General features: G+C 71.1%; 23 protein-coding genes. 17 read left to right on the top strand and 6 right to left on the bottom strand.

What is annotated here, in order from left to right:
- Positions 1-68: 68 nt before the first annotated feature.
- Positions 69-626, bottom strand: coding sequence for a hypothetical protein (locus ACWD5F_RS20600; RefSeq protein WP_124002869.1), 558 nt, complete (start codon positions 624-626; stop codon positions 69-71).
- A gap of 374 nt (positions 627-1,000) precedes the next feature.
- On the opposite strand from ACWD5F_RS20600, the gene fmt reads away from it, so the two are divergent.
- Positions 1,001-1,933, top strand: a complete 933-nt coding sequence (gene fmt, locus ACWD5F_RS20595; RefSeq protein ID WP_451256141.1) for a methionyl-tRNA formyltransferase — start codon at positions 1,001-1,003, stop codon at positions 1,931-1,933.
- A 137-nt stretch (positions 1,934-2,070) separates the two neighbouring features.
- Entirely contained in the window at positions 2,071-3,489 is a 1,419-nt protein-coding gene (locus ACWD5F_RS20590; RefSeq protein WP_451256139.1) for an RsmB/NOP family class I SAM-dependent RNA methyltransferase, read from the top strand.
- A 40-nt stretch (positions 3,490-3,529) separates the two neighbouring features.
- Here ACWD5F_RS20590 and ACWD5F_RS20585 read toward each other — a convergent pair whose 3' ends face one another.
- The gene (locus ACWD5F_RS20585) at positions 3,530-5,752 is read right to left on the bottom strand and encodes an MMPL family transporter (protein WP_451256137.1); all 2,223 of its coding nucleotides are present in this window, start codon (positions 5,750-5,752) and stop codon (positions 3,530-3,532) included.
- Between the two features lie 134 nt (positions 5,753-5,886).
- On the opposite strand from ACWD5F_RS20585, the gene rpe reads away from it, so the two are divergent.
- Together rpe and ACWD5F_RS20575 are read left to right on the top strand one after the other, a co-directional pair.
- A complete protein-coding gene (gene rpe / locus ACWD5F_RS20580; RefSeq protein WP_401725347.1) occupies positions 5,887-6,573 on the top strand; it encodes a ribulose-phosphate 3-epimerase in 687 nt (228 codons plus the stop codon).
- A gap of 90 nt (positions 6,574-6,663) precedes the next feature.
- A complete protein-coding gene (locus ACWD5F_RS20575; RefSeq protein WP_401725350.1) occupies positions 6,664-7,707 on the top strand; it encodes a sugar-binding transcriptional regulator in 1,044 nt (347 codons plus the stop codon).
- A gap of 114 nt (positions 7,708-7,821) precedes the next feature.
- Here the strand turns inward: ACWD5F_RS20575 and ACWD5F_RS20570 are convergent, their stop codons facing one another.
- On the bottom strand, positions 7,822-9,003 hold the full coding sequence (locus ACWD5F_RS20570; protein WP_451256135.1) for an ATP-binding protein: 1,182 nt from the start codon (positions 9,001-9,003) through the stop codon (positions 7,822-7,824).
- Positions 9,004-9,361: 358 nt separating this feature from the next.
- Here ACWD5F_RS20570 and ACWD5F_RS20565 point away from each other — a divergent pair, with 358 nt between their 5' ends.
- The 8 genes from ACWD5F_RS20565 (at position 9,362) to ACWD5F_RS20530 (ending at position 15,851) form a co-directional block, all read left to right on the top strand.
- Positions 9,362-9,691, top strand: coding sequence for a hypothetical protein (locus ACWD5F_RS20565; RefSeq protein WP_401725356.1), 330 nt, complete (start codon positions 9,362-9,364; stop codon positions 9,689-9,691).
- 215 nt (positions 9,692-9,906) lie between these two features.
- The gene (locus tag ACWD5F_RS20560) at positions 9,907-10,323 is read left to right on the top strand and encodes a barstar family protein (protein ID WP_451256133.1); all 417 of its coding nucleotides are present in this window, start codon (positions 9,907-9,909) and stop codon (positions 10,321-10,323) included.
- Positions 10,324-10,823: 500 nt separating this feature from the next.
- Positions 10,824-12,266 (top strand): GuaB1 family IMP dehydrogenase-related protein, encoded by a 1,443-nt coding sequence (locus ACWD5F_RS20555; RefSeq protein WP_451256752.1) that lies wholly within the window; start codon positions 10,824-10,826, stop codon positions 12,264-12,266.
- A gap of 131 nt (positions 12,267-12,397) precedes the next feature.
- Positions 12,398-12,778, top strand: coding sequence for a hypothetical protein (locus ACWD5F_RS20550; protein ID WP_401725365.1), 381 nt, complete (start codon positions 12,398-12,400; stop codon positions 12,776-12,778).
- 102 nt (positions 12,779-12,880) lie between these two features.
- On the top strand, positions 12,881-13,333 hold the full coding sequence (locus tag ACWD5F_RS20545; RefSeq protein ID WP_401725368.1) for an Lrp/AsnC family transcriptional regulator: 453 nt from the start codon (positions 12,881-12,883) through the stop codon (positions 13,331-13,333).
- Positions 13,334-13,480: 147 nt separating this feature from the next.
- The gene (locus tag ACWD5F_RS20540; RefSeq protein ID WP_451256131.1) at positions 13,481-14,692 is read left to right on the top strand and encodes an MFS transporter; all 1,212 of its coding nucleotides are present in this window, start codon (positions 13,481-13,483) and stop codon (positions 14,690-14,692) included.
- 309 nt (positions 14,693-15,001) lie between these two features.
- Complete coding sequence (locus ACWD5F_RS20535) at positions 15,002-15,463, top strand: roadblock/LC7 domain-containing protein (protein ID WP_451256129.1); 462 nt, start codon at positions 15,002-15,004, stop codon at positions 15,461-15,463.
- Between the two features lie 7 nt (positions 15,464-15,470).
- Positions 15,471-15,851: a DUF742 domain-containing protein gene (locus tag ACWD5F_RS20530; RefSeq protein ID WP_451256127.1), complete on the top strand. Its 381-nt coding sequence runs from the start codon at positions 15,471-15,473 to the stop codon at positions 15,849-15,851.
- 53 nt (positions 15,852-15,904) lie between these two features.
- On the opposite strand, the gene ACWD5F_RS20525 is transcribed toward ACWD5F_RS20530, so the two are convergent.
- Positions 15,905-16,462 (bottom strand): Repetin, encoded by a 558-nt coding sequence (locus tag ACWD5F_RS20525; RefSeq protein ID WP_451256125.1) that lies wholly within the window; start codon positions 16,460-16,462, stop codon positions 15,905-15,907.
- A 326-nt stretch (positions 16,463-16,788) separates the two neighbouring features.
- Between ACWD5F_RS20525 and ACWD5F_RS20520 the strand changes: the two genes are divergently transcribed.
- Entirely contained in the window at positions 16,789-17,577 is a 789-nt protein-coding gene (locus ACWD5F_RS20520; protein WP_451256123.1) for a carbon-nitrogen hydrolase family protein, read from the top strand.
- Between the two features lie 64 nt (positions 17,578-17,641).
- Positions 17,642-19,345 carry a flavin monoamine oxidase family protein gene (locus ACWD5F_RS20515; protein WP_451256121.1) on the top strand — a complete coding sequence of 568 codons (1,704 nt, stop codon included), beginning with the start codon at positions 17,642-17,644 and terminating at the stop codon, positions 19,343-19,345.
- Between the two features lie 53 nt (positions 19,346-19,398).
- On the opposite strand, the gene ACWD5F_RS20510 is transcribed toward ACWD5F_RS20515, so the two are convergent.
- Positions 19,399-20,085 carry a DUF5995 family protein gene (locus ACWD5F_RS20510; RefSeq protein WP_451256119.1) on the bottom strand — a complete coding sequence of 229 codons (687 nt, stop codon included), beginning with the start codon at positions 20,083-20,085 and terminating at the stop codon, positions 19,399-19,401.
- Positions 20,086-20,258: 173 nt separating this feature from the next.
- On the opposite strand from ACWD5F_RS20510, the gene ACWD5F_RS20505 reads away from it, so the two are divergent.
- The 3 genes from ACWD5F_RS20505 (at position 20,259) to ACWD5F_RS20495 (ending at position 23,437) form a co-directional block, all read left to right on the top strand.
- Positions 20,259-21,377: a glycoside hydrolase family 6 protein gene (locus ACWD5F_RS20505; RefSeq protein ID WP_451256751.1), complete on the top strand. Its 1,119-nt coding sequence runs from the start codon at positions 20,259-20,261 to the stop codon at positions 21,375-21,377.
- A gap of 167 nt (positions 21,378-21,544) precedes the next feature.
- Positions 21,545-22,822: an alginate lyase family protein gene (locus ACWD5F_RS20500; protein ID WP_451256117.1), complete on the top strand. Its 1,278-nt coding sequence runs from the start codon at positions 21,545-21,547 to the stop codon at positions 22,820-22,822.
- A 156-nt stretch (positions 22,823-22,978) separates the two neighbouring features.
- Positions 22,979-23,437 (top strand): acyl-CoA thioesterase, encoded by a 459-nt coding sequence (locus ACWD5F_RS20495; protein WP_451256115.1) that lies wholly within the window; start codon positions 22,979-22,981, stop codon positions 23,435-23,437.
- Here the strand turns inward: ACWD5F_RS20495 and ACWD5F_RS20490 are convergent.
- Positions 23,397-24,608: an MFS transporter gene (locus tag ACWD5F_RS20490; RefSeq protein WP_401725393.1), complete on the bottom strand. Its 1,212-nt coding sequence runs from the start codon at positions 24,606-24,608 to the stop codon at positions 23,397-23,399. The two genes, ACWD5F_RS20495 and ACWD5F_RS20490, sit on opposite strands and share 41 nt — an antisense overlap.
- Between the last annotated feature and the right edge of the window lie 133 nt (positions 24,609-24,741).

Raw genomic sequence — 24,741 nt, 5'->3', positions numbered from 1 at the left:
GGGTGCAGGACTCCTTTCATGCGTCTGCCCTCCCGGGGAGTTCCGGGAGGGCAGGAGATGGAGGTGGGTCAGCCGTTGCGCGGGCCGGGGAACGCCGTGGGTCTGGCCTCGTCGCGGAGGACCGGGTCGCGCAGGACCGGGCTGCCCGCCGTCGGCTGGGTCGGCATCGAGCGGGCCGCGGGGACCGTCGGCACGGTGGGGATACCGGTGTTGACACTGACCGGGCGGGCTCCCGCCGCCTCCGTGGTGCGCTCCGCCTCGGCGGCCGCCTGGGTCGCGGCGCGGCGTGCGCCGTAGCGGCGGTGGACCGCCTGCTTCGTGACGCCCAGCGCGGAACCCACCGCGTCCCACGAGAAGCCGAGGGAGCGGTCGAAGTCGACGGCGGCCGTGACCAGGGTCTCGACGCTGTCCCGGAGCTCCTGCGCGAGACGGACCGTGGGGGCGGGGGCGCGGCCGTAGACGACGAAGCCCGTGGAGGGGCCGGAGCGGCGCGGGCGGTAGACGTTGCCCAGCTGGGCGGTGAGCGTGCGCAACGCGTCCACCTGCCGGCGGACCCGCTCGATGTCCCGCACCAGCAAGTGCAGGCTGGCCCGAGCCTGGGCGTCGTGGGTTGCGTGGTCGGCCATGAACAAGCCTCTCGAACCGGCGTGAAAATGATCGGGCCGCGTGGTAGGCGGCCCGTTGTGGTCAACTCTTTCTTGACCAACGCGGGATCGCTCCGCGGGTCACGCAATGGGGGCGTGTGGGCATATGCGTACGCCCCTGGGGGTGGGTTTACGCCTCGGCCTTCGGCCATCGGGCGATCCTTTGCCCACCCACGCACCACCCGTTTCCAGTTGGGCAAGAAGCTGAGGTCGCCTGTGGGGGCTCAGCGCCATCGGCGGCTGATTCGCCGTGGGGCCCTGGCCCCCTGGCCCCCTCGCCCCCTCGTCATAGACTGGGGCGTTGACCCGCCGTTCCTTCCCCCGTCCCACCCCGTCCGAGAGGCCCCCATCCACCCATGAAGCTTGTCTTCGCCGGTACGCCCGAGGTTGCCGTTCCCGCTCTGGACGCTCTTATCGCCTCCGGGCGGCACGAGGTGGCCGCTGTTGTCACGCGGCCCGACGCGCCGGCCGGGCGGGGGCGCAGGCTGGTGGCGTCACCCGTGGCGGAGCGGGCCGTGGAGGCCGGCATCGAGGTGCTGAAGCCGGGGAAGCCCCGTGACCCGGAGTTCCTGGAGCGGCTGCGGGAGATCGCACCGGACTGCTGTCCCGTCGTCGCCTACGGCGCCCTGCTTCCCCGCGTCGCCCTCGACATCCCCGCCCACGGCTGGGTCAACCTGCACTTCTCGTTGCTGCCCGCCTGGCGCGGGGCCGCGCCCGTGCAGCACTCCATCATGGGGGGCGACGAGATCACCGGAGCCTCCACCTTCCTGATCGAGGAAGGCCTCGACTCCGGGCCCGTCTACGGCACCGTCACCGAGGAGATCCGGCCCACCGACACCAGCGGTGACCTGCTGACCCGGCTCGCCTTCGCCGGCTCCGGGCTGCTCGCCGCCACCATGGACGGCATCGAGGACGGCACGCTGAAGGCCGTACCGCAGCCCACCGACGGCATCACCCTTGCGCCGAAGATCACCGTCGAGGACGCCGAGATCGACTGGGCCGCGCCGGCGCTCCGGGTGGACCGGGTCGTGCGCGGGTGCACGCCCGCTCCCGGTGCCTGGACCACCTTCCGCAACGAACGGCTCAAGCTGATCCAGGTGGCCCCCGTGGCTGATCGAACCGACCTTCTGCCCGGGCAGCTCGCCGTCGGCAAGAACAGCGTCCATGTCGGGTCCGGGTCGTACGCCGTCGAGCTGTTGTGGGTGCAGGCCCAGGGCAAGAAGCCGATGCGGGCCGCGGACTGGGCGCGTGGCGTTCGGATCGGCGACGAGGAGCGGCTCGGCCGGTAGCCGGTGGCCCCATTGCCGGTGGCAGTCAAGCGGATGCCGTCGGCCGAGAGGGCAAGAATGTCCCGCCGACGTACCCTTGGTGCGTATCCCGCGCGCTGTCGTCGCGCTCTCGTCCTGATGTCCGGAGCACCTTTTTCGTGAGCGACACCTCCCGTCGGCCCCGTCCCAGCGGCAAGCCCTACCGGCGGCCCAAGAAGGACCCCGTCCGCATGATCGCCTTCGAGGCGTTGAGGGCGGTGGACGAGCGGGACGCCTACGCGAATCTCGTACTGCCTCCGTTGCTGCGCAAGGCGCGGGAGAAGGGTGACTTCGACGCGCGGGACGCGGCGCTCGCGACCGAGCTGGTGTACGGGACGCTGCGGCGGCAAGGGACGTATGACGCGATCATTGCGGCTTGTGTCGACCGGCCGTTGCGCGAAGTCGATCCGCCTGTGCTCGATGTGCTGAGTCTCGGGACGCATCAGCTGCTCGGGACGCGGATTCCTACGCATGCCGCCGTGTCCGCCTCCGTCGAGCTCGCTCGGGTCGTGCTCGGGGACGGGCGGGCGAAGTTCGTGAACGCGGTGCTGCGCAAGGTCGCTCAGGACGACCTCGACGGGTGGCTCGCGAAGGTCGCGCCGCCCTATGACGAGGATCCTGAGGATCATCTTTCCGTCGTGCACTCGCACCCGCGCTGGGTCGTATCCGCGTTGTGGGACTCGTTGGGCGGCGGGCGGGCCGGGATCGAGGAGTTGCTGACGGCCGACAACGAGCGGCCCGAGGTGACCCTGGTCGCGCGGCCCGGTCGGTCCACCGTCGAGGAGCTGCTCGGCGAGGAGGCCGCCGTGGCCGGGAGCTGGTCGCCGTACGCCGTGCGGTTGTCCGAGGGCGGGGAGCCGGGGGCCGTCGAGGCCGTGCGGGACGGGCGGGCAGGTGTGCAGGACGAGGGCAGCCAGCTCGTGGCGATCGCCCTCGCCAACGCCCCGCTGGACGGTTCCGACGAGAAGTGGCTCGACGGGTGTGCCGGGCCCGGGGGCAAGGCCGCGTTGCTGGGGGCCCTCGCCGCCGAGCGTGGCGCCATGCTGCTCGCCGCCGAGAAGCAGCCGCACCGGGCCGGGCTCGTGGCCAAGGCGTTGGCCGGGAATCCGGGGCCGTACCAGGTGATCGCCGCCGACGGGACCCGGCCGCCGTGGCAGCTCGGTTCCTTCGACCGTGTGCTGATGGACGTGCCCTGCACGGGACTTGGCGCTCTGCGGCGGCGGCCCGAGGCGCGTTGGCGGCGCCGTCCCGAGGACCTTGAGGGGTTCGCGCCGCTTCAACGCGCCCTGCTGCGTACCGCCCTGGAGTCCGTGCGGGTCGGCGGGGTCGTCGGCTACGCGACCTGCTCGCCGCACCTCGCCGAGACCAGGGCCGTCGTGGACGACGCGCTCAAGCAGTGGCCGGACGCCGAACTGATCGACGCCCGCCCGCTGTTGCCCGGCGTGCCGGACCTCGGCGACGGTCCCGACGTACAGCTGTGGCCGCATCTGCACGGGACCGACGCCATGTATCTGGCGCTCATCCGGCGGACCGGTTGAGCGCCGGATAGTCGACGGTCAATCGCCGGTCATTCGGCGGTCATTCGGAGGTCTGGCCGACCCGTTCCGCCTCCGTCGGTGTCGGGGTGTCGTCGTGGGCCAGGCGGTGGGGCCACCAGACCTTCGGGCCGACGTCCAGGAAGAGGGACGTGACCAGGACGGAGCGGACGATGAAGGTGTCCAGGAGGACGCCGAGGGCGACCGTGAAGCCGATCTCCGCGAAGGCGACCATCGGGAGCGTGCCCAGCGCGGCGAAGGTGCCGGCCAGCACCAGACCCGCGGAGGTGATGACCGCGCCGGTGGCCGCGAGGCCCGTCACCACGCCCGTGCGGGTGCCCTGGTGGCCGGCCTCCTCGCGGATGCGGGTGGTCAGGAAGATGTTGTAGTCGATGCCCAGCGCCACCAGGAAGACGAAGACGAACAGCGGGAAGTCCGTCTGCTCGCCCGCGTAGTCGAACAGGTGGCGGAAGGCCAGGGCGCTGGCGCCGAGGGCCGCCGCGAAGGACAGCACCACCGTGCCGATCAGCAGCAGCGGCGCCACCAGGGCGCGCAGCAGCAGGCCCAGGATCAGCAGGACGACCACCAGGACCGCCGGGATGATGACCAGGTTGTCGTGCGTCGTCGCCGCCTCCATGTCGAGCAGAGACGCGGTGCCGCCGCCCACCCGGGCATCCGCGTCCGGCACGGCGTGCACGGCGTCCCGGACCCGGTCGACGGTGTGTTTCGCGGCCTCGCTGTCGGAGGGATCGGACATCGTCGCCTCGAACAGCACCTGACCCTCGTACGACGGTTTCGTGCCCGGAGGTACGGCGATGCTGTCGGGGACCACGCCCTTGGTGCCGGCGACCGCGCTGCGGACCTGGTCGGCCTGGGCCTCGTTGGAGACGATCACCAAGGGGTCGCCGCTGCCCGCGGGGAAATAGCGCTCCGAGACTTTCTGGCCCGTGATCGAGTCCGGGGTGCCGGTGAAGGCGTCCGCGTTGCTGATGCCCTCGGCGCGCAGTTGCAGCAGGCCCAGGGAGAGGGCGGCCAGGACGACGGCCGTGGCCGCCCAGACGGCGCGCGGGCGGCGGGCGATGGAGCGGCCCATCCGGGCCCAGATCCCGCGCTCGGTCGGATCGGCCGAGCCGAAGTGCGGGATCGCCGGCCAGAAGATCCAGCGGCCGAAGATCAGCAGCAGGGCCGGGAAGAGCGTGATCATCGCCAGGAGGGCGACGGCCACGCCGATGGCGGCCACCGGGCCGAGGCCGCGGGTGGAGTTCATCTCGGCGGCCAGCAGCACCAGCATGCTGACGACGACGGTGGCGCCGGAGGCGAGGACGGCGGGGCCCGCGCGGTGCAGGGCGAGCGCCATCGCCTCGTGCCGGTCCTCGTGGCGGCGCAGCTCCTCCCGGTAGCGGGCGACCAGGAGCAGGGCGTAGTCCGTCCCCGCGCCGAAGACGAGGACCGTCAGGATGCCCGCGCTCTGGCCGTTGACCGTCAGCCCCGCGTGTTCGGCGAGGAGATAGATCAGCGCCTGGGCGGTGAACAGGGAGACGACCACGCCGATCAGCGGCACGAAGATGAGCGTCAGGCTGCGATAGGTCAGCAGCAGCATCACGATCACGACGCCCATCGCCGAGAACAGCAGCGTCGAGTCGATGCCCTCGAAGGCCTTGGAGAAGTCGGCGGAGACGCCGCCGGGGCCGGTGACGTGGACGGAGAGCTCGCCCGTGCTCTTGCCGGTCTGGTCGCGGATGGAGTCGACGGCGGGGGCGATCTCCTCCCAGCCCTTCTCGTCCATCGTGATCGGGATGTAGATCTGGGCGGCCTCGGGCGCGGACTCGTTGTTGTAGACGGGACCGCGGACCTCGGAGCCGCGGATGCCGTGTGCGGTCAGCTTCTTGATCTGGTCCGCGTCCTGCGCGATCTTGTCCCGGTCCTGCGCGGTGAGCCCGCCCTCGCGCGCGTAGACGACGACGGCCGGGATCTGCTCGGGCCGGAAGCCGTTCGAGGTGTTGAGGACCTTGGTCGACTCCGCCGAGCCCGGCAGCCAGGAGGCCGCGTCGTTGTCCTGGGCGTCGGTGAGCTTCGAGGCGAGCGGCGCGGCGACCACCAGCACCACCAGCCACAGGGCCACGATGACCCACTTGCTGCGGTGCCCGGTCACAAAGCCGATGAACCCCTGGCGGACATGGCGCCCATGGCCCTTGCCGTCCGTCTCCGGGCCGGTGTCCGTGTCCGTGTTGGCGTCTGCGTTGGTGTCTGTGTTTCCGTCCGTCATGGCGACCCCCGTCGACCTACGTCGTGCCGATCGGCGGCCCAGCATGGCACGCACGGTCCCGGTACGACATCCGATGAACGTCTTAGGTCTGGACCGGCGCGAACAAACGTGCCCGGACATGGCAGGCTTGGGGCATGGCCGCGCAGATCAACCCCAGCATCCTGTCCGCCGACTTCGCCCGCCTCGCGGACGAGGCGCAGGCGGTCGCGGGAGCCGACTGGCTCCACGTCGACGTCATGGACAACCATTTCGTCCCGAACCTCACGCTCGGGGTGCCGGTCGTAGAGTCGCTGGCCCGTGCGACGGACACTCCGCTGGACTGCCATCTGATGATCGAGGCCCCCGATCGGTGGGCGCCCCAGTACGTCGAAGCGGGTGCCTCTTCCGTCACCTTCCACGTCGAGGCGGCCGCCGCGCCGGTGCGGCTCGCCCGGGAGATCCGGGCCAAGGGTGCCCGCGCTTCCATGGGGCTGAAGCCCGCGACGCCCATCGAGCCGTACGAGGACCTGCTCCCCGAGCTCGACATGCTGCTGATCATGACCGTTGAGCCGGGCTTCGGCGGGCAGGCGTTCCTCGACATCATGCTCCCGAAGATCCGGCGAACCCGCGAGTTGATCAGCAAGCACGGTCTTGAGCTGTGGCTCCAGGTCGACGGCGGGGTCTCCGCGTCCACCATCGAGCGCTGCGCCGAGGCCGGCGCCGATGTCTTCGTCGCCGGTTCGGCGGTGTACGGCGCGTCCGACCCGGCCGCGGCGGTACGTGCACTGCGCACCCAGGCGGAGGGGGCGATCGCCCAGGCGTCCTGGGCATGCGACCACTGAGCCACAGGACGGTGAACAGCTACGTGAACGGCGCCCATCAGGGCGGATCAAGTGCGCCGGATCTGCAAGGATGAACGGCGAATCCAGAGTGTGAACAGCAGTGAGGAGAACGCCGTGTCGGGTATGTCGGCGGGCCGGTCAGCCGTGCGGATGGGACCCGCTGAGCTGGTGCAGGCGGCGGCCATGGCCCGCCGCTTCTACCTCGAGGGCAAGTCCAAGATCCAGATCGCGGAGGAGTTCGGCGTCAGCCGCTTCAAGGTGGCCCGGGTACTGGAGACTGCCCTCGAACGAGATCTCGTACGCATCGAGATCCGTGTCCCGGCCGAACTGGACGCCGAGCGCTCGGACGCGCTCCGCGCCCGCTACGGTCTGCGGCACGCCGTCGTGGTCGAGTCCCCGGCCGAACCCGACGAGTCGCCCGACCCCGAGAACCTCGGCGAGGTGGCCGCGGAGCTGCTCGGCGAGCTGCTGAACGAGGGCGATGTGCTGGGCCTCGCCTGGGGCCGCTCCACCATCCACATGGCCGCGGCGCTCGACCGGCTGCCGCCGTGCACGGTGGTGCAGTTGACGGGGGTGTACGACGCCGGGACCGCCGAGCGCGGCTCGGTGGAGGCGGTGCGCCGGGCGGCGCAGGTCGCCGGCGGCGACGCCCACCCGATCTACGCGCCGATGCTGCTGCCGGACGCGGCCACCGCGGAGGCGCTGCGCCACCAGACCGGGATCGCCCGGGCCTTCGAGTACTTCGACAAGGTCACGGTCGCCTGCGTCTCCATCGGCTCCTGGGAGGCCGGCATCTCGACGGTGCACGACATGCTCAGCGACGAGGAGCGGGGCCACTACGCCTCGCTCGGTGTCGCCGCAGAGATGTCCGCGCACCTCTTCGACGCGCAGGGCCGCCGGGTCGGACGGGACCTCGGCGAGCGGTGCATCACGGTCAAGGCGGATCAGCTCCGCCGTATCCCCGAGGTCGTGGCGATCGCGGGTGGGGCGCGGAAGGCTGCCGCGATCGATGCGGTGCTGCGGTCCGGGCTCGTCACCAGCCTGGTGACGGACACGTCGGCGGCGGACGTGCTGATGACGTCGGGGCCGACGCCGAAGTCGGCGCTCAGCCGGACGGATCCGGATGGACCCTGACAGGGTCTGACGCGGGTCCCGACGAAGGTCATGTGGGGACGGGCGGGGCGGCATCGGTGAGATGCCGCCCCGCCCGTCCCCTGTCTGCTGCTGTTTGTGGTCGTCAGCCGGGGTTCAGCCCCGGTGACAGTCGTAGTGATAGTCCTGGGATCGGTCCCGGAGGATCCCTTCGACGATTCTCGCCGCCTGTTCGGGGTGCTCCTCGAACCAGGTGCCGAGGTATTCCTCGACGGCCTCTGAGACACAGGCGCGCACAGGCGTATTGCCCAGCAACGTCCGCGTGGCGCCGAGGAATTCGACCTGGTCGAGCTTCACCGACACGACCGCCGTGAGGCTCGCGTCGATCCGGTCGGCGTCGGGTCCGGGATCCGCAGCCGTCAGCAGCCCTCGCTTTCGCGCGTACGAGGTGACCGCGGCCCGCACTCCGTCGTGGAAGCCCTCCACGTGCGTGCCGCCCTCGTGCGTGGCAAGACTGTTGGCGAAGCCGCGCACGCGCTTCTCGTGGCGGCCGTTCCACACGAGGGCGACCTCCATCGTCCCCGCCATCCGCGGATCTTCCCGCTCGAAGCCGGTGATGTCCCAAGGCATGCGTGACCCCGCCTCCGCGTCGAGAGCGGCCACGAAGTCCCTTACACCCTCAGGGAATTGGAACCGGACCAACCGCGGCCCTCCCGCCGGGCGTTCATCGGTCAGTGAGATCCGCAGGCCTCGGTTGAGGAAGGCCACCTGCCGCAGGCGCTCCGCCAGCACGGCGAACGAGAACCGCGTCGTCTCGAAGATCTCGGTGTCGGGCCAGAAGGTGATGGTCGTCCCTCTTCCGGTCGCCGGGCCCACGGTGGTGGGCGGGGCGAGGGCGACACCGTGCGCGTACTCCTGGAACCGATGGACTCCCTCCCGACGGACCTCGGCCGTCAGCCGGCTCGACAGGGCGGTGACGACGAAGAGCCCCGCGATGACACCGCCCACCAGCGCGATGTGCCGGCCCCTGGGCTCGGGGCAGGTACACATTCTGGTCAGCAGGGCTTCGAGGCCCTGGTCACCGGTGTCCGTGTCGCCCGCGTCCTCAAAAGGAATCCCCGGCCCGTCATCGGCGACCCGCACCCCGCCGTCGGCCGTGAGTGTGACGTCGATACGGCCGCCACCTCTGGTCGCGGCCGTGTTCACCGCGTGCCCGACGGCCTCGAACGCCATCTGATACACACCTCGTTCACCGGTCGAGCCGACGTACATCCCGGGCCGTTTGCGTACGGCCTCCAGCCCCTCCAAGACCTCGATCTGGGCAGCGTCGTACCCCATGCCATCCCCACTCACGAAAACCCCTCCAATGGCGTCCGGCAGATGTCTCCACCCTAGGAGAAATCCAGGAAAACACCAGGTCAGAGCACTTTTGGGGAGGTCGTGAGCGGGCTAGTGAGGGCCCGTCAGAGGGAGCCCGGAACAGGGCGCGCGCACCGCGTCCGTCGTCCGTCCAGGGGCCCGCCCAGGCCGCGTACGACCCCGTTCAGGGTGCCGCTGAGGCCGCCAATTTTGCTCAGCACGTGGGTTCGAGATATCGCCGATGACGGTGGTGGACGGGCCCGGAGGTGCGTTCTGGGGCTTCGCGTACGTAAGAACAATCACCGGGCGACCACCCGGCTCGACGCAGGGAGAGCTCATGTACGGGGAAGAGGCAGCGAAGACCCACTTCGCTCAATGGCTGCTGGGCCACGCCCGGTCGGCCGGGTACGACGTGGAGGCCGCCGGTATGCGCGCGACGCTCCTGATCGTCACGTCGATGGCCCTGTCCGGTGGCCTGGACGCCGCGATCACGGCGAGCATGGCGGCCGGACTCGCCGTCACACCACAGGAGTTGACCGACGCCTACACCGAGGAGATGCACGAGTTCCTGCGCGCCAGACGGGAGTCGGAACTCGCGGACCTGCGGTCCCATCCGGACCTGGCCGGCCTGGAGGAGACGCTGGACCGGGTCGAGCGCGGCGCGTAGGGCCCGTAGGGCTGCGTCGGTGCGCTGCTGCCGCGGGGTTCCTCCTGGGACGGCGCTCCGGTGTTCGCGCCCCGTGCCGGCACCGCGGCCGGCGGTCGGCGCTCCGGGCGGACTTGTGGGTCGGCGTCGAGTCGGTCGAGGGTGGTGGTGCGGGGCCGTGGGCCGGGATACAACTACTTGGGTGATCACCACAACTCGTTCAGGGCGGTACTGAGATGACGGACGACCGGCTCGCGCAGGTGCTCAAGGGCAACGCGTCCGCGGGAGTCCTGTCCTGGCCCGCTGGGATGACGGCTGATGTGGCGCTGGGGGAGGCGCGTGACGCTGGCTGGGAGACGGCCGTACTGGATCTGTCCGGAGTCTCGGACAAGGCCGGTCTCATGCAGGCCTGCGCGGTCGCGCTGCGGCTGCCCGACTGGTTCGGCGCCAACTGGGACGCCCTGGCCGACTGCCTGAGCGACCTGGAGTGGTGGCCCGCGCAACGGGGGCGGCTGATCCTTGTCCGGAACTGGCAGGCGTACGCGACCGTCCGCCCCGAGGAGTGGGGCATTCTGCAGGAGCTCTTCGCCGACGCGGCGGCGCGCTGGCGTGAGAGCGAGACCGGGCTGGTCGTCCTGATGGCGCTCGACTGAGCACGGCTCTCCAGGGGCTCCGCGGCCGGTTGGAGCTCTTCCTGCTCGCTCGGCGGGCCCTCCCGCTTCGGCATGGCCCACTTCCCCGAACCGAGCGCCCTCATGGAGGGTGCCCTCGTGGAAGGCACCTCGCCGTGAGCGCCGAACTCCAACTCCTGCTCATCAGCTCCTCCCGGTCGCGGCGACCGTGGTCGGCCGGGCCCTCACCTGGGCTCCGGCCGCCAACGTACGGAGACCGGCCGGGGGACCGCGTCAGTGGCGGGCTCCGGGACCGCCCGGGGATCCCGGGACCCGGTGGCCGGGGTGGAGGCCGGGGGTGGTCCCCGGGTCAGCCCGGGGGGCCGTTCAGGTCTGGGAGGATGCGACGAACGGGCCGCCCACCCGCCTGGACGTTCCGACCAGGCAGCGCATACCCGCCGACATGGGACAATGAAGTACGTGCTCTTCCCCCTGGCTGACCTGTCCGGGGACCACCTCTGATCGACTGGGATGTGCAGCACGTGCGTTTCCTCAACGACATCCAGCCCCCGTACGACCTGACCTACGACGACGTCTTCATGGTCCCGAGCCGTAGCGCGGTCGGCTCGCGGCAGGGCGTGGATCTCAGCTCCCCGGACGGCACGGGCACCACGATCCCGCTGGTCGTCGCCAACATGACCGCGATCGCCGGCCGGCGCATGGCCGAGACCGTGGCCCGGCGCGGTGGGCTCGTGGTCATTCCGCAGGACATCCCGATCGAGGTCGTCACCGACGTCGTCTCCTGGGTGAAGAGCCGCCACCTGGTTCTGGACACCCCGATCCGGCTGACCCCGCACCAGACCGTCGCCGACGCGCTCGCCCTGCTGCCCAAGCGCGCGCACAACGCCGGCGTGGTGGTCGACGACAGCGGGCGGCCGGTCGGCGTCGTCACCGACCAGGACCTCACCGGCGTCGACCGCTTCACCCAGATCGACCTGGTCATGTCCCGCGACCTGCTGCTGCTCGACGCGGACATCGACCCGGGCGAGGCCTTCAACCGGCTCGACGCGGCGAACCGGCGGTACGCGCCCGCGGTCGACAAGGACGGCCGGCTCGCCGGCATCCTCACCCGCAAGGGCGCCCTGCGCGCCACGCTCTACACCCCGGCCACCGACGCGGACGGCAAGCTGCGCATCGCCGCCGCCGTCGGCATCAACGGCGACTTCGTGCAGAAGGCCAAGCAGCTGCTGGACGCGGGCGTCGACACGCTCGTCATCGACACGGCCCACGGCCACCAGGAGTCGATGATCAGCGCGATCAAGCAGGTACGCGCCCTCGACCCGCGGGTCCCGATCGCGGCCGGCAACATCGTCGCCGCGGAGGGGGTCCGGGACCTGATCGAGGCGGGCGCCGACATCATCAAGGTCGGGGTCGGCCCGGGTGCCATGTGCACCACCCGCATGATGACCGGCGTCGGCCGGCCGCAGTTCTCTGCGGTCCTTGAGTGCGCGGCCGAGGCGAAGAAATACGGCAAGCACGTGTGGGCCGACGGCGGTGTCCGGCACCCGCGTGACGTCGCGATGGCGCTGGCCGCCGGGGCGTCGAACGTGATGATCGGCTCCTGGTTCGCGGGCACGTACGAGTCGCCGGGCGACCTCCAGCAGGACGCCAACGGACGGCTCTACAAGGAGTCCTTCGGCATGGCGTCCGCGCGGGCCGTGCGCAACCGCACCTCGGACGAGTCGGCGTACGACCGGGCCCGCAAGGCCCTGTTCGAGGAGGGCATCTCCACCTCCCGCATGTTCCTCGACCCGGCCCGGCCGGGCGTCGAGGACCTGATCGACTCGATCATCGCGGGCGTCCGCTCCTCCTGCACCTACGCCGGCGCCGGCTCCCTGGAGGAGTTCGCCGAGAAGGCGGTCGTCGGCATCCAGAGCGCGGCCGGCTACGCCGAGGGCAAGCCGCTGCACGCCAGCTGGAGCTGACCCGAGTCCCTTGTCGGCGGCCCCTGTCGGACGGCGGGGGCCGCCGGTGTGTCCAGGGCCGGGGGCGAGGTGCGGCCTCAGGGTCGTCAAGCCCTCTTGACGTCAAGCCTGCTTGACGAGAATCTGGAGCCATGACGACACCCCGGAGCATCGAGCCGCAGCACACCCTGCTCACCGCCGTCGCCCGCCTCGACGATCTGCGCATCCGCGAGTCTCTGGGACCGGAAGACCTCGAGCGGGCCGAGCTGCTCGAACTGCTCGCGCTGAGCGAGGTCGTGGCCCAGAAAGCCGCGTACGGGCGGCAGTTGACGGTCCGGGCGGCTCGGGAGGCCGGGGCCTCCTGGTCGCAGATCGGGGCCGCGCTCGGCACCAGCAAGCAGGCCGCGTGGGAGGCGCACACCCGGTGGATCGACACGCAGGAGGCGGCGCACGGGCGGCCCGGGCAGCTGGGGTTCGACGCGGCCGACGCCGCCGAGGCGCGCGCCCTCGCGGGGGAGCCGGACGAGCGCTGAGCAGTGCTCGCCCGTGGTCTACTTCGTATACGGTCGGCGCCGCATCACCTACGGCCGCCGCCGCTTCCGTATTCGCGCCACCCGAGAAGTGAACGACCCACTGTGCTGAACGATCTCGACGAACGCATCGTGCACGCCCTCGCCGAGGACGCCCGCCGCTCCTACGCGGACATCGGGCAGCTGATCGGCCTGTCGGCGCCCGCCGTGAAGCGGCGGGTGGACCGGCTGCGGGCCAGCGGCGCCATCACCGGCTTCACCGTGCGGGTGGACCCGGCGGCGCTCGGCTGGGAGACCGAGGGGTTCGTCGAGATCTACTGCCGGTCCAACACCTCCCCGGAGACCATCCAGCGGGGCCTGGAGCGCTACCAGGAGGTCGTGGCCGCCTCGACCGTCACCGGTGACGCGGACGCCGTCGTGCAGGTCTTCGCCTCCGACATGCGGCACTTCGAACGGGTCCTGGAACGGATCGCCGGGGAGCCGTTCGTCGAGCGCACCAAGTCGGTGCTGGTGCTGTCACCGCTGCTGCGCCGCTTCTCGTCGGGCTCGCCCACGTAGTCCCGGGAGTATTCCCCGGACGGATCCGCCGACCGTGTCTACCATCGGTGACATGACCTGGCGACATTGATCCACCAGCCGTGCCTCCCGAGGACCGCCTCGGACGCCGTACCTCCGGCATCCGATCCGTCCCTTCGGGAAGGCCTCATGACACTCTCACCTGCGCGTGTGCCGGTCGGCACCGGCGTCCGCCGGCTCACGGCCACGCTGTACGGCTATGCGTTCCTGGACGACTTCGTCCTGCTCTACCCGGTGTACGCGCTGCTCTTCAGCGACACCGGACTGTCCGTCTGGCAGATCTCGTCCCTCTTCGCCCTCTGGTCGCTGACCGGCGTGTTCCTGGAGGTGCCCTCGGGCGCCTGGGCCGACGCCGTGTCCCGGAAGCTGCTGCTGTGGCTCGGTCCGCTGCTCACCGCGGCCGGCTTCGCCCTGTGGGTGCTCACCCCCTCGTACTGGGCCTTCGCCCTCGGCTTCGTGCTGTGGGGCGCGCGCGGAGCACTGGGTTCCGGAGCGCTGGAGGCGCTTGTCTACGAGGAGCTGGAGCACGTGGGTGCGGGGGGCCGGTACGCCCGCGTCATGGGCCGGGCCCGGGCCGCGGGTCTGGTCGCGGTGATGGCCTCGATGGGGTTCGCCGGTCCGGTCTTCGCGTGGGGCGGCTACCCGGCCGTGGGCGCGGCGAGCGTGCTGGCCTGTCTGGCGACCGCGGTGACGGCGACGCGGTTCCCGGAGCACCGGGTCGTCTCCCCTTCCGGAGGCGGGAGTTGGGCGGCGACGCTGCGCTCCGGGCTCGCCGAGGTCCGCAAGGACCGGTCGCTGCGCGGGGCGCTGCTGCTGATCCCCGCGGTGGGCGCGGTCTGGGGCGCGCTCGACGAGTACACGCCCCTGCTGGTGCGTGACACCGGTGTCGCGGAGACGACCGTGCCGTATCTGCTGTTGCTGATCTGGACCGGGGCCACGGCCGGGAGCCTGCTCGCCGGACCCTTCGAGCGGTTGGGTACGGCGGGATTCGCGGCGGTGCTCGCGGGTGCCGGGATCGCCCTGGCCGCGGGGGCGCTGACGCGGACGACGGCCGGTCTCGGCCTGGTGGCGGTGGCCTTCGGCGGCTTCCAGCTGGCGACCGTGCTGGCCGACGTCCGGCTCCAGCAGCGCATCGACGACGACGCCGGCCGGGCCACTCTGACCTCGGTCGCGAGCCTGGGCACCGAACTGGGCACGGTCGCCGTCTACGCCGGGTACGCGACGATCGCCACGGGCGCCTCGAACGGCACCGCTTTCGCGCTGTTCGCGGTGCCGTACCTCGTGACGGCGTCGGTGCTGGCGGTCGGCCGGTCGGCGCGGTCCCGGCGGACGGTCCCGTAGCTTGTGCGACGATTCACTACCGGTGAGTAGGAACAGTCGGTAACGTCATCCGCAAGGAATTCCGCACCTCTCGGGCAGCCGGTCACGCAGGCGCTGGTGCTGCTGCCCGAAGGGGTGTTGGCTGAGGGCGAGGACGGCACGTCTCGGCCTCCCCGCGTGGCCCTCGCGGCCCCGCGCGAGGAGAACTCCGAGGAGACGCGCGCCGCCTTCGGGGCCTTCCGACAGGGTCTCGCCCGAGGCCGCCGAGGCTTGCCCCCTGGACTCCGACCCCACGTGGCGAACCGACAACGAGAAAGGCAAGGCCCCCCGATGCCCCGTGACCGGAGGACCCCCCAACCCGCCCTCAGCCCCGCCACCCCCGCCGACACCCCGGGCACCGGCCTCGGCTGGCTGCTCGACGACCTCGTCGCCCGGACCGGCCAGGTCCGCCAGGCTGTGCTGCTCACCGCCGACGGACTGCCCCTCAGCGCCTCGGACGGCATGCGCGCCCGGGACATCGAGCACCTCGCCGCCATCTGCGCCGGCTTCCACGGACTGGCCGGTTCGGCGGGGGAGCGGTTCGGGGCGGGAGAGATCCGGCAGACCATGGTGATGCTCGACGACGCCTACCTCTTCATCACCCCGGCAGGCGACGGCAGCCGGCTGGCCGTGCTGAGCGAGGCCCGGACGGACGTCGGTCAACTCGCCCACGAGATGGGCCTCCTGGTCCGCCGGGTGGGCCGCCACCTGGCCGCCGCCGTACGGTCGGCCGAGGCCCCGGCAGGCCCGTGACCCGACGGTGAGAGACGAGCACTGGTACGAGGGCGAGACCGGGGCACTGGTGCGCCCCTACACCGTCACCCGGGGCCGCACCCGCCCCTCCGGCCGGCATCACATCGACCTGATGTCGCAGGTCACGGCGCTGATCCCGGCCGGTACGGCACCCGGCCCCGACCACGCGGCCGCGTGTCTGCTGGCGCTGCTCCGGCGCGGCCCGCGGCCCGTCGTGGAGCTCGCCGCGGACGCCGACCTGGCGCTGACCGTCGTACGCGTCCTGCTCGGCGATCTGGCCGAGGCCGGTCTCGTACGGATCGACCCTCCTCGGCCGGCGTCGACGGTGCTGCCGGCCGCCGACCCCGAGTTGCTGCGGGAGATCGTCGAGCGGTTGCGGGAGATCTAGCGCTCCGAACGCGGGGACCTTCAGGGTCCTGCGTCTGCTTCAGGACCCCGGGTCTAGAAGTTCGGCTCCCACGGCACCACCGTGAAGTCGCCCGTGCCCTGCTTCACCTTCTCGAAGGGGGCCGAACTGATGCACTTGGGCAGGTCCTTGGGGCCCAGGTCCTCGGTCGTGGCCCAGCTGTAGCCGAGCCGGTCGTGCCGGCCCAGGTCGTGGACCGTGACGCCGACCCGGGTGCCCTTGGCGCCGGGGAGGTCGGAGTCGGTGACGATGCCGGAGACGACGGCCACCTTGCCGCCGGTGACCAGGCAGTCGACCTTGGCCTTCGCCCAGGCGCCGTCGCCGTTCAGATAGTGGCTCCACTCGAAGGTGCCGGTGGCCTTCATCGGGTCGGCGTTGTCCTTCGCCGCGAGGTGGGCGTCGAAGGAGAAGGTGATGTCGTCGCCGAGCGAGCGGTAGAGCTTCGCGGTACCGGTGAGGGCGGCGGCCTCGCGCTGCGGCCTGCCCTCGGTGCCGGACGCCGTGGCGGATCCCGCCGCCACGGCGGAACCCGTCAGACCGACGGTGAGCAGGAGCGCGACCCCGAGCACGGCGACCTTCGTACGACGCTGCATGACGGACCTTTCTGCAGGTGAAGCGGACGGTCACCACTCTCCCGGCGCCACCCCGCCGCCACATCGCGCCCGAGTAGGCACCCCACCTCCGCCGTCCGGCGGGGAACCGGCTGTGACCTGCGCCCCAAGGAGGACCGGAGGTGGTCCCCGGGTCGCGCAACGAATCTCCGCCGGACGGGTGGCCCGCGCAACGAACCGCTCACCGGCGCGCAACGGCTCCTTCTTGTCGCGCCGCCGTCCACGCCCGTACCGTCTAAGTGGGTCCCATGGGTGGCCCTTCCATCTTTTCCGGCACTTCGCCCCTCTCGTCCTGGTGAGGAACACGCATGCGCACCGCCCTGCTCCAGAGCTCCGGCCGCCCCGGCTCGATCGTCGAGAACCTCAAGGTCCTCGACGAGGCCGCGGGCCGGGCCGCCGCCGCGGGTGCGGCGCTGCTCACGGCGCCGGAGATGTTCCTCACCGGGTACGCGATCGGCGACGACATCGGCCGCCTCGCCGAGTCCGCCGACGGGGAGTCGGCCGACGCGATCGCCGAGATCACCGGTCGGCACGGCCTCGCGATCGCCTACGGCTACCCCGAGCGGGACGGCGAGGCCGTCTTCAACTCCGCCCAGCTGATCTCCGCCGACGGCACCCGCCTCGCGAACTACCGCAAGACCCACCTCTTCGGCGGCTTCGAGCGCGACCACTTCACACCGGGCGAACAGCCGGTCGTCCAGGCCGAGTTGGACGGCCTGACCGTCGGGCTGATGATCTGCTACGACGTCGAGTTCCCGGAGCCCGTCCGCGCCCACGCCCTCGCCGGCACCGACCTCCTGCTCGTCCCGACGGCGAACATGCACCCGTTCCAGATCGTCGCCGAATCGGTGATCCCGGTGCGGGCCTGGGAGAACCAGATGTACGTGGCGTACGTCAACCGGATCGGCAGGGAAGGGGAGTTCGACTTCTTCGGCCTCTCCACGCTGGCCGGGCCCGACGGCATCGCCCGCGCCCGGGCGGGACTCGGCGAGGAGCTGACCTTCGCCGACGTCGACCGCGCCCAGCTCAACGCCTCCCGTGCGGCGAACCCGTATCTGACGGACCGCCGCCCCGGTCTCTACGGGTCGCTGGCCTGACGCGGGCCTTCCCCACTCAACCCACCTTCACCATCAGCTTTTTCGCGCAAGGAGTCCCCACCCCATGACGTCCACGGTGCCCAACGCCGTCGAGCACGCCGACGAGCAGCAGCAGCCGCCGATCACCATGTTCGGGCCGGACTTCCCCTACGCCTACGACGACTTCCTGGCCCACCCGGCGGGCCTCGGCCAGATACCGGCGACCGAGCACGGCACCGAAGTCGCCGTCATCGGCGGCGGGTTGTCCGGCATCGTGGCCGCGTACGAGCTGATGAAGATGGGCCTCAAGCCGGTCGTCTACGAGGCCGACCGCATCGGCGGCCGGCTGCGCACCGTCGGCTTCGAGGGCCCCGGCACCGAGGAACTGACCGCCGAGATGGGCGCGATGCGCTTCCCGCCCTCCTCCACCGCCCTCCAGCACTACATCGACCTGGTGGAACTGAAGACCCGGCCGTTCCCCAACCCCCTTGCGGAGGCCACCCCTTCGACCGTCGTCGACCTCAAGGGCGAGTCGCACTACGCCGAGACGGTCGCCGATCTGCCCCAGGTCTACCGAGATGTCGCCACCGCCTGGAACAGGTGCCTCGAAGAGGGCGCCGACTTCTCCGACATGAACCGCGCCCTGCGCGAGCGGGACGTGCCGCGCATCCGCGAGATCTGGGCGAAGCTGGTCGAACGGCTCGACAACCAGACCTTCTACGGCTTCCTCTGCGACTCCGAGGCGTTCAAGTCCTTCCGGCACCGCGAGATCTTCGGCCAGGTCGGCTTCGGCACCGGCGGCTGGGACACCGACTTCCCCAACTCCATCCTGGAGATCCTGCGGGTCGTCTACACCGAGGCCGACGACCACCACCGCGGCATCGTCGGCGGCTCCCAGCAACTCCCGGTCAGGCTCTGGGAACGCGAGCCGCAGAAGATCGTGCACTGGCCCTACGGCACCTCGCTGGCGTCCCTGCACGTGAACGGCGAACCCCGCCCCGCGGTGACCCGGCTGCACCGCAGCGCCGGCAACCGGATCACGGTGACGGACGCGAACGGCGACATCCGCACCTACCAGGCGGCGATCTTCACCGCCCAGTCCTGGATGCTGCTCTCCAAGATCGCCTGCGACGACTCGCTCTTCCCGATCGATCACTGGACGGCGATCGAGCGCACGCATTACATGGAGAGCTCGAAGCTTTTCGTGCCTGTGGACCGGCCGTTCTGGTTGGACAAGGACGAGGAGACCGGCCGGGACGTCATGTCGATGACCCTCACCGACCGTATGACGCGCGGGACTTACCTCCTGGACGACGGTCCGGACAAGCCGGCGGTCATCTGCCTCTCGTACACTTGGTGCGACGACAGCCTCAAGTGGCTGCCGCTGTCGGCCAACGAGCGGATGGAGGTCATGCTGAAGTCGCTCGGCGAGATCTATCCGAAGGTCGACATCAGGAAGCACGTCATCGGCAACCCGGTGACCGTCTCCTGGGAGAACGAGCCCTATTTCATGGGCGCGTTCAAGGCCAACCTGCCCGGTCACTACCGCTACCAGCGGCGCCTGTTCACGCACTTCATGCAGGACCGGCTGCCTGCGGACAAGCGGGGCATCTTCCTGGCCGGCGACGACATCTCCTGGACGGCCGGCTGGGCCGAGGGCGCGATCCAGACCGCGCTGAACGCGGTGTGGGGCGTCATGCACCACTTCGGCGGCGGGACGGACGCGACCAACCCGGGCCCGGGTGACGTGTACGACGAGATCGCGCCGGTGGAGCTGCCGGAGGACTGAGGGCCGGGAGGACTGAGTACCTGGAGGACCGAGTGCCCGGCATCCATCGGACCTCAGTCGGGCAGCGGCGTGAGCATCATGCGGCTCGCGAAGCCCACCGCCGCGTCCAGCCGCTCGGTGAACTCCTCGGCCACATCGGGCAGTCCGCGCAGCGCCCACAGGGCCCGGGCCGCCGTCCAGGTGGCCTCCCGGGCGCGGTCCAGACTCCACGAACCGAGCAGGTGGGTGAGCGGGTCGGCGATCTGGAAGAGGTCGGGGCCCGGCATCAGATCTTCGCGGATGCGCTCCTCCAGCGAGACGAGGAGATCACCCACGCGGTCGAACTCGTCCTCCACCTCGGCGGGTTCGCAGCCGAGCGTACGACACGTGTCCACCACGGCGAGCGCCAGATCGTGGCCGATGTGCGCATTGATGCCCGCGAGGGCGAACTGCAGCGGACGTACGCCGGGATGGCGGCGGAGCTGGAACAGCGGGCGCCAACAGGCGGGCGGGCGCCGGTCGTCCGTCGCCGCCCCCACGGCGGCCAGGTACCGCTCCGCGAACCGCACGTCCAGCGTGATCGCGGCCCGCGTGTCCCTGAAGGTCCCGGCGTCGATCCGCCGGTCGACCGCCTCCGTCACGGCGAGGTAGACGCGGTTGAAGACCGCGATCCCGTCCCGCTGCGGAAGAGCCGCGTCCAGGGCGCGCATACGGGAGACGACGACGTCCACAGGTGTGGTGATCTGTTCCAATTGCGGCATGGGGGAAGGGTCCCAGTCATACGCTGACCGAAGTGCCGGCGGGACCGACGCTTCCCCAGAACGGGGGAACGCACCCGCCGTGGGGGAGGGGACACACCACCGTGTCAGGCTTGCGCGCCCAGCGGCTGGCCGAGCGCAGGGCCGAGCGCCGCCGCGCGACCCGCCGCTCCGCCATGCTCGCGGCTGCCTCCGTCGTGGTCGCCGTCGGCACCGCGACCGGCATGCTGTCCGCCCTCGACGACGGACGTGGCACGGACCGGGCCGGAACCGAAGTGACCGGCTCACCCGAGGTGGAGCGCCTGCCCGTGGTGCCGTCCCCGTCGGCGACCGGCACCAAGGCCTCGCCCTCGCCGTCGCCCAAGAAGGCGGGCCCTTCCCCGAGTTCCTCCCCGAAGAGGTCGACAAAGCAGCCGGCCGCCCCCGCTGCCGAAGGCCTCTATCGCTACCCGGACTCCCAGATCCTGGACTGGGTGCGCGCCAACCCCTCGGACCCGCGCACTCCGGTCATCGAGTCACGCATCGCCGACCGGCCGGCGGCGGTGTGGTTCGCCGAGTACGCGCCGGACACCATCGCCGCCCGGGTCCGCGCGGTCACCTCGGGCGCCGCCGGGCAGGACCGGGTGCCGGTCGTCGTGCCGTACGCGATCCCGGACCGCGACTGCGGGGGCGCCTCCCAGGGCGGGGCGCCCGATCTCGACGCGTACGACGCCTGGATCGACGCCTTCGCGCGAGGGCTCGGCTCGGCCGAGGTCATCGTCGTCCTGGAGCCGGACTCCATAGCCCAGGCCGACTGCCTCGGCGCCGGTCAACGGGCCGACCGCTTCGCCTCGTTGGCCCGCGCCGGCCGCGTCCTCAAGGCGGCCGACCCCAGGGCGCGGGTCTACTTCGACGCCGGCCACTCCGGCTGGAACCCCGCCGGCAAACAGGCCGAACTGCTCCGCCAGGCGGGCGCCGCCTCCACCGCCTCCTCCGACGGCGTCTTCAGCAACGTCTCCAACTTCCACACCACGTCGAACGAGATCGCCTACGACCGACAGGTCCTCGCCGCGCTGGGCGGCCCCGCGAGTCTGGGCGCCGTCATCGACACCAGCCGCAACGGCAACGGTGCCCCGGAGGACGGCGAGTGGTGCGACCCGGTGGGCCGCAAGATCGGCCGCACGCCGACGCTCGGCACCGGCGAGGCCCGGATCGACGCCTACCTGTGGGTGAAGCTGCCGGGGGAGTCGGACGGCTGCAAGGGGAGCCCCGGGACGTTCAGCCCGTCGTACGCCTACGACTTGGCGTCGTCGTAGCGGACCCCGCAAACCGTTTCCGTACATGAATGCTGTCCGGACCATTGCCACAGCTATGGCCGAGATCTACGCTCGCACGGTCCTACTCATGAACTCTGTTCACATTCATGACCGTTCATGATCCGATCGCCTTTCTGGCCCACCGCTCTACGGATCGGAGTGTCTAGATGAGTGGAAGATCCCGTGCGGCCGTCGTTCTCGCCGCCGTGGTGACTCTCGCAGCCGTGCTCGTCCCCTCCGCACAAGCCACCAACACCATGCACACCAAGGCCAAGACCCCGGACACCGCCGTCCTCGACGGCGCCCGCCTCCAGCAGACCAAATCCCGGCTCGACCGCGGCGACACCCAACTGCGCCGCTCCGTACAGAACTTGACGACCCGCGCCGACAACTGGCTGAACCAGGGCCCCTGGACGGTCGTCGACAAGCCGAAGCCCGCCCCCGGCGGGGATGTTCACGACTATCTGAGCCAGGCGCCCTACTGGTGGCCGTCGACGACCCCCACCGCCGACAACCCCTGGGGCTGCCCCTACGTCCAGCGCGACGGACAGCGCAACCCCGAGGTCGACACCGGCACCGACCGCCAGGACGTCGAGAAGGTCTTCGACTCGACGTACGACCTCTCGCTCGCCTGGTACTACACCGGCAAGAAGAAGTACGCCGAGAAGGCCGGGCAGGTCCTGCGCACCTGGTTCCTGAACCCCGCCACGAAGATGAACCCCAACCTGAACCACGCCCAGTTCATCCCCTGCAAGTACGACGGCCGGGCGATCGGGATCATCGACTTCTCGCAGTCGTACACCAGCGTCGTCGACGCGCTCGCGCTGCTCGCCACCGGCGCCCCCGGCTGGACGAAGGCCGACCGCACCGGAATGACCCGCTGGAACTCCGACTTCCTCGACTGGCTGGTCGACAGCGACTTCGGCAAGCAGGAGGGGGCCGCGGCCAACAACCACGGCACCTTCTACGACATGCAGGTCGCCGCCCTCGCCTACGCGACCGGTGACACGGGCCTGGCCCGGCGGACCGTGCGCGACGCCGCCGCCAAGCGCCTCGACCCGCAGATCGCGGCCGACGGGAGCCAGCCGCAGGAGCTGGCGCGGACGCGGAGCTGGCACTACTCGACCTTCGACCTGGTCGCGTACACCCGGCTCGCCGCCATCGGTCGGCACGTCGGCGTGAACCTCTGGGCGCATCAAGGGCCGGACGGGCAGAGCCTGTTCAAGGCGGTCGACTATCTGCTGCCGGCCGCGACCGGAGCCGCGCCGTGGCCGCACCCGGAACTGGAGTTCTACCGCTTCGCGGCCAGCGACGTGGTGCACGCGGCGGCGGACGCGGGTGACAAGGCCGCGCAGAAGGCCGTGCCGAAGCTGGAGGCACCGCCCGGCGGCGACCTCTGGGCGCTGCGCCCGGCCGCCGAGCAGCTGGACTCGATAGCCGGCTGACCGGAACGGATCGACCGAGCCGACCGACCGGCGTGGATCGACTGGAGTCTGCTGATCGCACTGGGCTGACCTGGCCCTTCCCGACAGGGGCTCCTGAGCGTCCGCTTAGGATGGAGTGTCCCCACCGCTTCATCCGTGACGCCCAGGAGCCCCGCCGTGACCGCCGAAGCCCCGACCTCCGCCCCTCTGTCGTACGGCCGGCTCACCCCCGTCACCGTCCACTTCGACGACCTGGACGCCCTCGGCCTGCTGCACAACGCCCGCTACCCGCTGCTGGTCGAGCGGGCCTGGGGCGAGTTCCTGAAGGAGCACGGCTTCCACTACGCGGGCGACTGGGTGGCGGCCGGCGACGCCTGCAACGCGGTGAAGGAACTCCGGATCAGCTACGAGGCACCGGTCACTCAGCCGGGCGCGTACGCCGTCCATCTGTGGCTGGACCGGCTCGGCACCACGGGACTGACCTACGGCTTCCGCCTCTGCTCGGCGGACGGCTCGGTGACCTACGCGCGCGGCACCCGGGTCCTGGTCCGGCTGGACCCGGTCACCATGCGCCCGGCGCCGTGGAGCGAGGACTTCAGGGCCGCGGGTCGGGCACTGCTGCGCTCGGCCGACTGACCTTCGGCCGGTCCCGGTCGCCGGCCCGCAGCACCCCCGCGAACACGACGAGCCCGCTCGCCAGCACCGACACCAGCACGAACGACACCACCAGGCTCGACGCCTGCGCCACCCCGCCGATCAGGCTCGGCGCGATCAGACCCGAGGTGTACGTGATGGTCGCGACGCCCGCGATGGCCTGACTGGGGTTCGGGCCGCTGCGCCCGGCCGCCGCGAAGCACAGCGGCACGACCACGGCGATGCCGAGCCCCATCAGCGCGAACCCGGTCATCGCCACCGCCGGATGCCCCGCGACCACCACGAGCAGGCCGCCCGCCGCCGCGAGGAAGCCGCCGATGCGGACCGTACGGACCGAGCCGAAGCGGTTGACCACCGCGTCGCCCACCAGCCGGGCCACCGCCATGGTGAGCATGAAGCCGGTCGTGCACGCCGCCGCGAGACCCGCAGAGGAGTCCAGTTGGTCACGGAGATAGACCGCCGACCAGTCCAGGCTCGCGCCCTCCGCGAACACCGCGCAGAAACCGACGGCACCGATCAGCAGCGCCGACTTCGGCGGCAGCGCGAACCTCGGCGGCGGCTCCTCGTCCTCGGCCGGCTGAAGGTCGAGCACCCAGCGGCAGAACAGCATGCCGAGCGCGGTGAGCGTGGCCGCCGCCAGCGCGAAGTGCACGCGCGCGTCCGAGTCCAGGTGCGCGGCGAGGGTGCCGCCCGCCGAGCCGATCAGGGCGCCGGCGCTCCACATGCCGTGCAGCCCGGACAGGATCGACTTGCCGAGCAGCGCCTCGATCTCCACGCCGAGCGCGTTCATCGCGACGTCGGCCATGCCCGCGCTCGCGCCGTACACGAACATCGCCAGGCACAGCGTGTACAGGTTCGGCGCGAGCGACGGCAGGATCAGCGACAGGGTCCACAGGGCGAGCAGACCGCGCAGCGCCGTACGGCTGCCGAAGCGGTGGCTGATGCGGCCCGCCAGCGGCATCGAGCAGGAGGCGCCGAACGCCGTGAAGGCGAGCGCGAAGCCCAGCTGGCCCGCGCTGAGATCCGCATGCTCCTGGATCCACGGCACACGGGTCGCGAACGAGCCGGTCACGGCGCCGTGCACGGCGAACACGGCGGCCACCGCGTACCGGGCCCGCCTCACCTCGTGCGCGTCGTATGCCACGTCGCTCATTCTCCGGTCCCTCCCAGAATCTCTTCGTATCTCCACGGCTCCCCACCTGCGCCGCGTAAACTATCAGGAACCCTGCCTGATAGATAGGTGAATAATGGCCGCACGGGCACGGGGTCGAGCAACCCGTCCCAAC

Source organism: Streptomyces sp. NPDC002499 (assembly GCF_053595415.1).
Note: the sequence above shows the minus strand (reverse complement) of the source record. Positions and strands in the feature narration are given on the sequence as shown.

Bases quoted from the DNA above. Each gene is read 5' to 3' on its own strand.
- ACWD5F_RS20600 (WP_124002869.1), bottom strand. From the start codon at position 626: ATGGCCGACCACGCAACCCACGACGCCCAGGCTCGGGCCAGCCTGCAC.
- fmt (WP_451256141.1), top strand. From the start codon at position 1,001: ATGAAGCTTGTCTTCGCCGGTACGCCCGAGGTTGCCGTTCCCGCTCTG.
- ACWD5F_RS20585 (WP_451256137.1), bottom strand. From the start codon at position 5,752: ATGACGGACGGAAACACAGACACCAACGCAGACGCCAACACGGACACG.
- rpe (WP_401725347.1), top strand. From the start codon at position 5,887: ATGGCCGCGCAGATCAACCCCAGCATCCTGTCCGCCGACTTCGCCCGC.
- ACWD5F_RS20570 (WP_451256135.1), bottom strand. From the start codon at position 9,003: ATGGGGTACGACGCTGCCCAGATCGAGGTCTTGGAGGGGCTGGAGGCC.
- ACWD5F_RS20565 (WP_401725356.1), top strand. From the start codon at position 9,362: ATGTACGGGGAAGAGGCAGCGAAGACCCACTTCGCTCAATGGCTGCTG.
- ACWD5F_RS20560 (WP_451256133.1), top strand. From the start codon at position 9,907: ATGACGGACGACCGGCTCGCGCAGGTGCTCAAGGGCAACGCGTCCGCG.
- ACWD5F_RS20550 (WP_401725365.1), top strand. From the start codon at position 12,398: ATGACGACACCCCGGAGCATCGAGCCGCAGCACACCCTGCTCACCGCC.
- ACWD5F_RS20540 (WP_451256131.1), top strand. From the start codon at position 13,481: ATGACACTCTCACCTGCGCGTGTGCCGGTCGGCACCGGCGTCCGCCGG.
- ACWD5F_RS20535 (WP_451256129.1), top strand. From the start codon at position 15,002: ATGCCCCGTGACCGGAGGACCCCCCAACCCGCCCTCAGCCCCGCCACC.
- ACWD5F_RS20525 (WP_451256125.1), bottom strand. From the start codon at position 16,462: ATGCAGCGTCGTACGAAGGTCGCCGTGCTCGGGGTCGCGCTCCTGCTC.
- ACWD5F_RS20520 (WP_451256123.1), top strand. From the start codon at position 16,789: ATGCGCACCGCCCTGCTCCAGAGCTCCGGCCGCCCCGGCTCGATCGTC.
- ACWD5F_RS20515 (WP_451256121.1), top strand. From the start codon at position 17,642: ATGACGTCCACGGTGCCCAACGCCGTCGAGCACGCCGACGAGCAGCAG.
- ACWD5F_RS20510 (WP_451256119.1), bottom strand. From the start codon at position 20,085: ATGCCGCAATTGGAACAGATCACCACACCTGTGGACGTCGTCGTCTCC.
- ACWD5F_RS20505 (WP_451256751.1), top strand. From the start codon at position 20,259: ATGCTCGCGGCTGCCTCCGTCGTGGTCGCCGTCGGCACCGCGACCGGC.
- ACWD5F_RS20500 (WP_451256117.1), top strand. From the start codon at position 21,545: ATGAGTGGAAGATCCCGTGCGGCCGTCGTTCTCGCCGCCGTGGTGACT.
- ACWD5F_RS20490 (WP_401725393.1), bottom strand. From the start codon at position 24,608: ATGAGCGACGTGGCATACGACGCGCACGAGGTGAGGCGGGCCCGGTAC.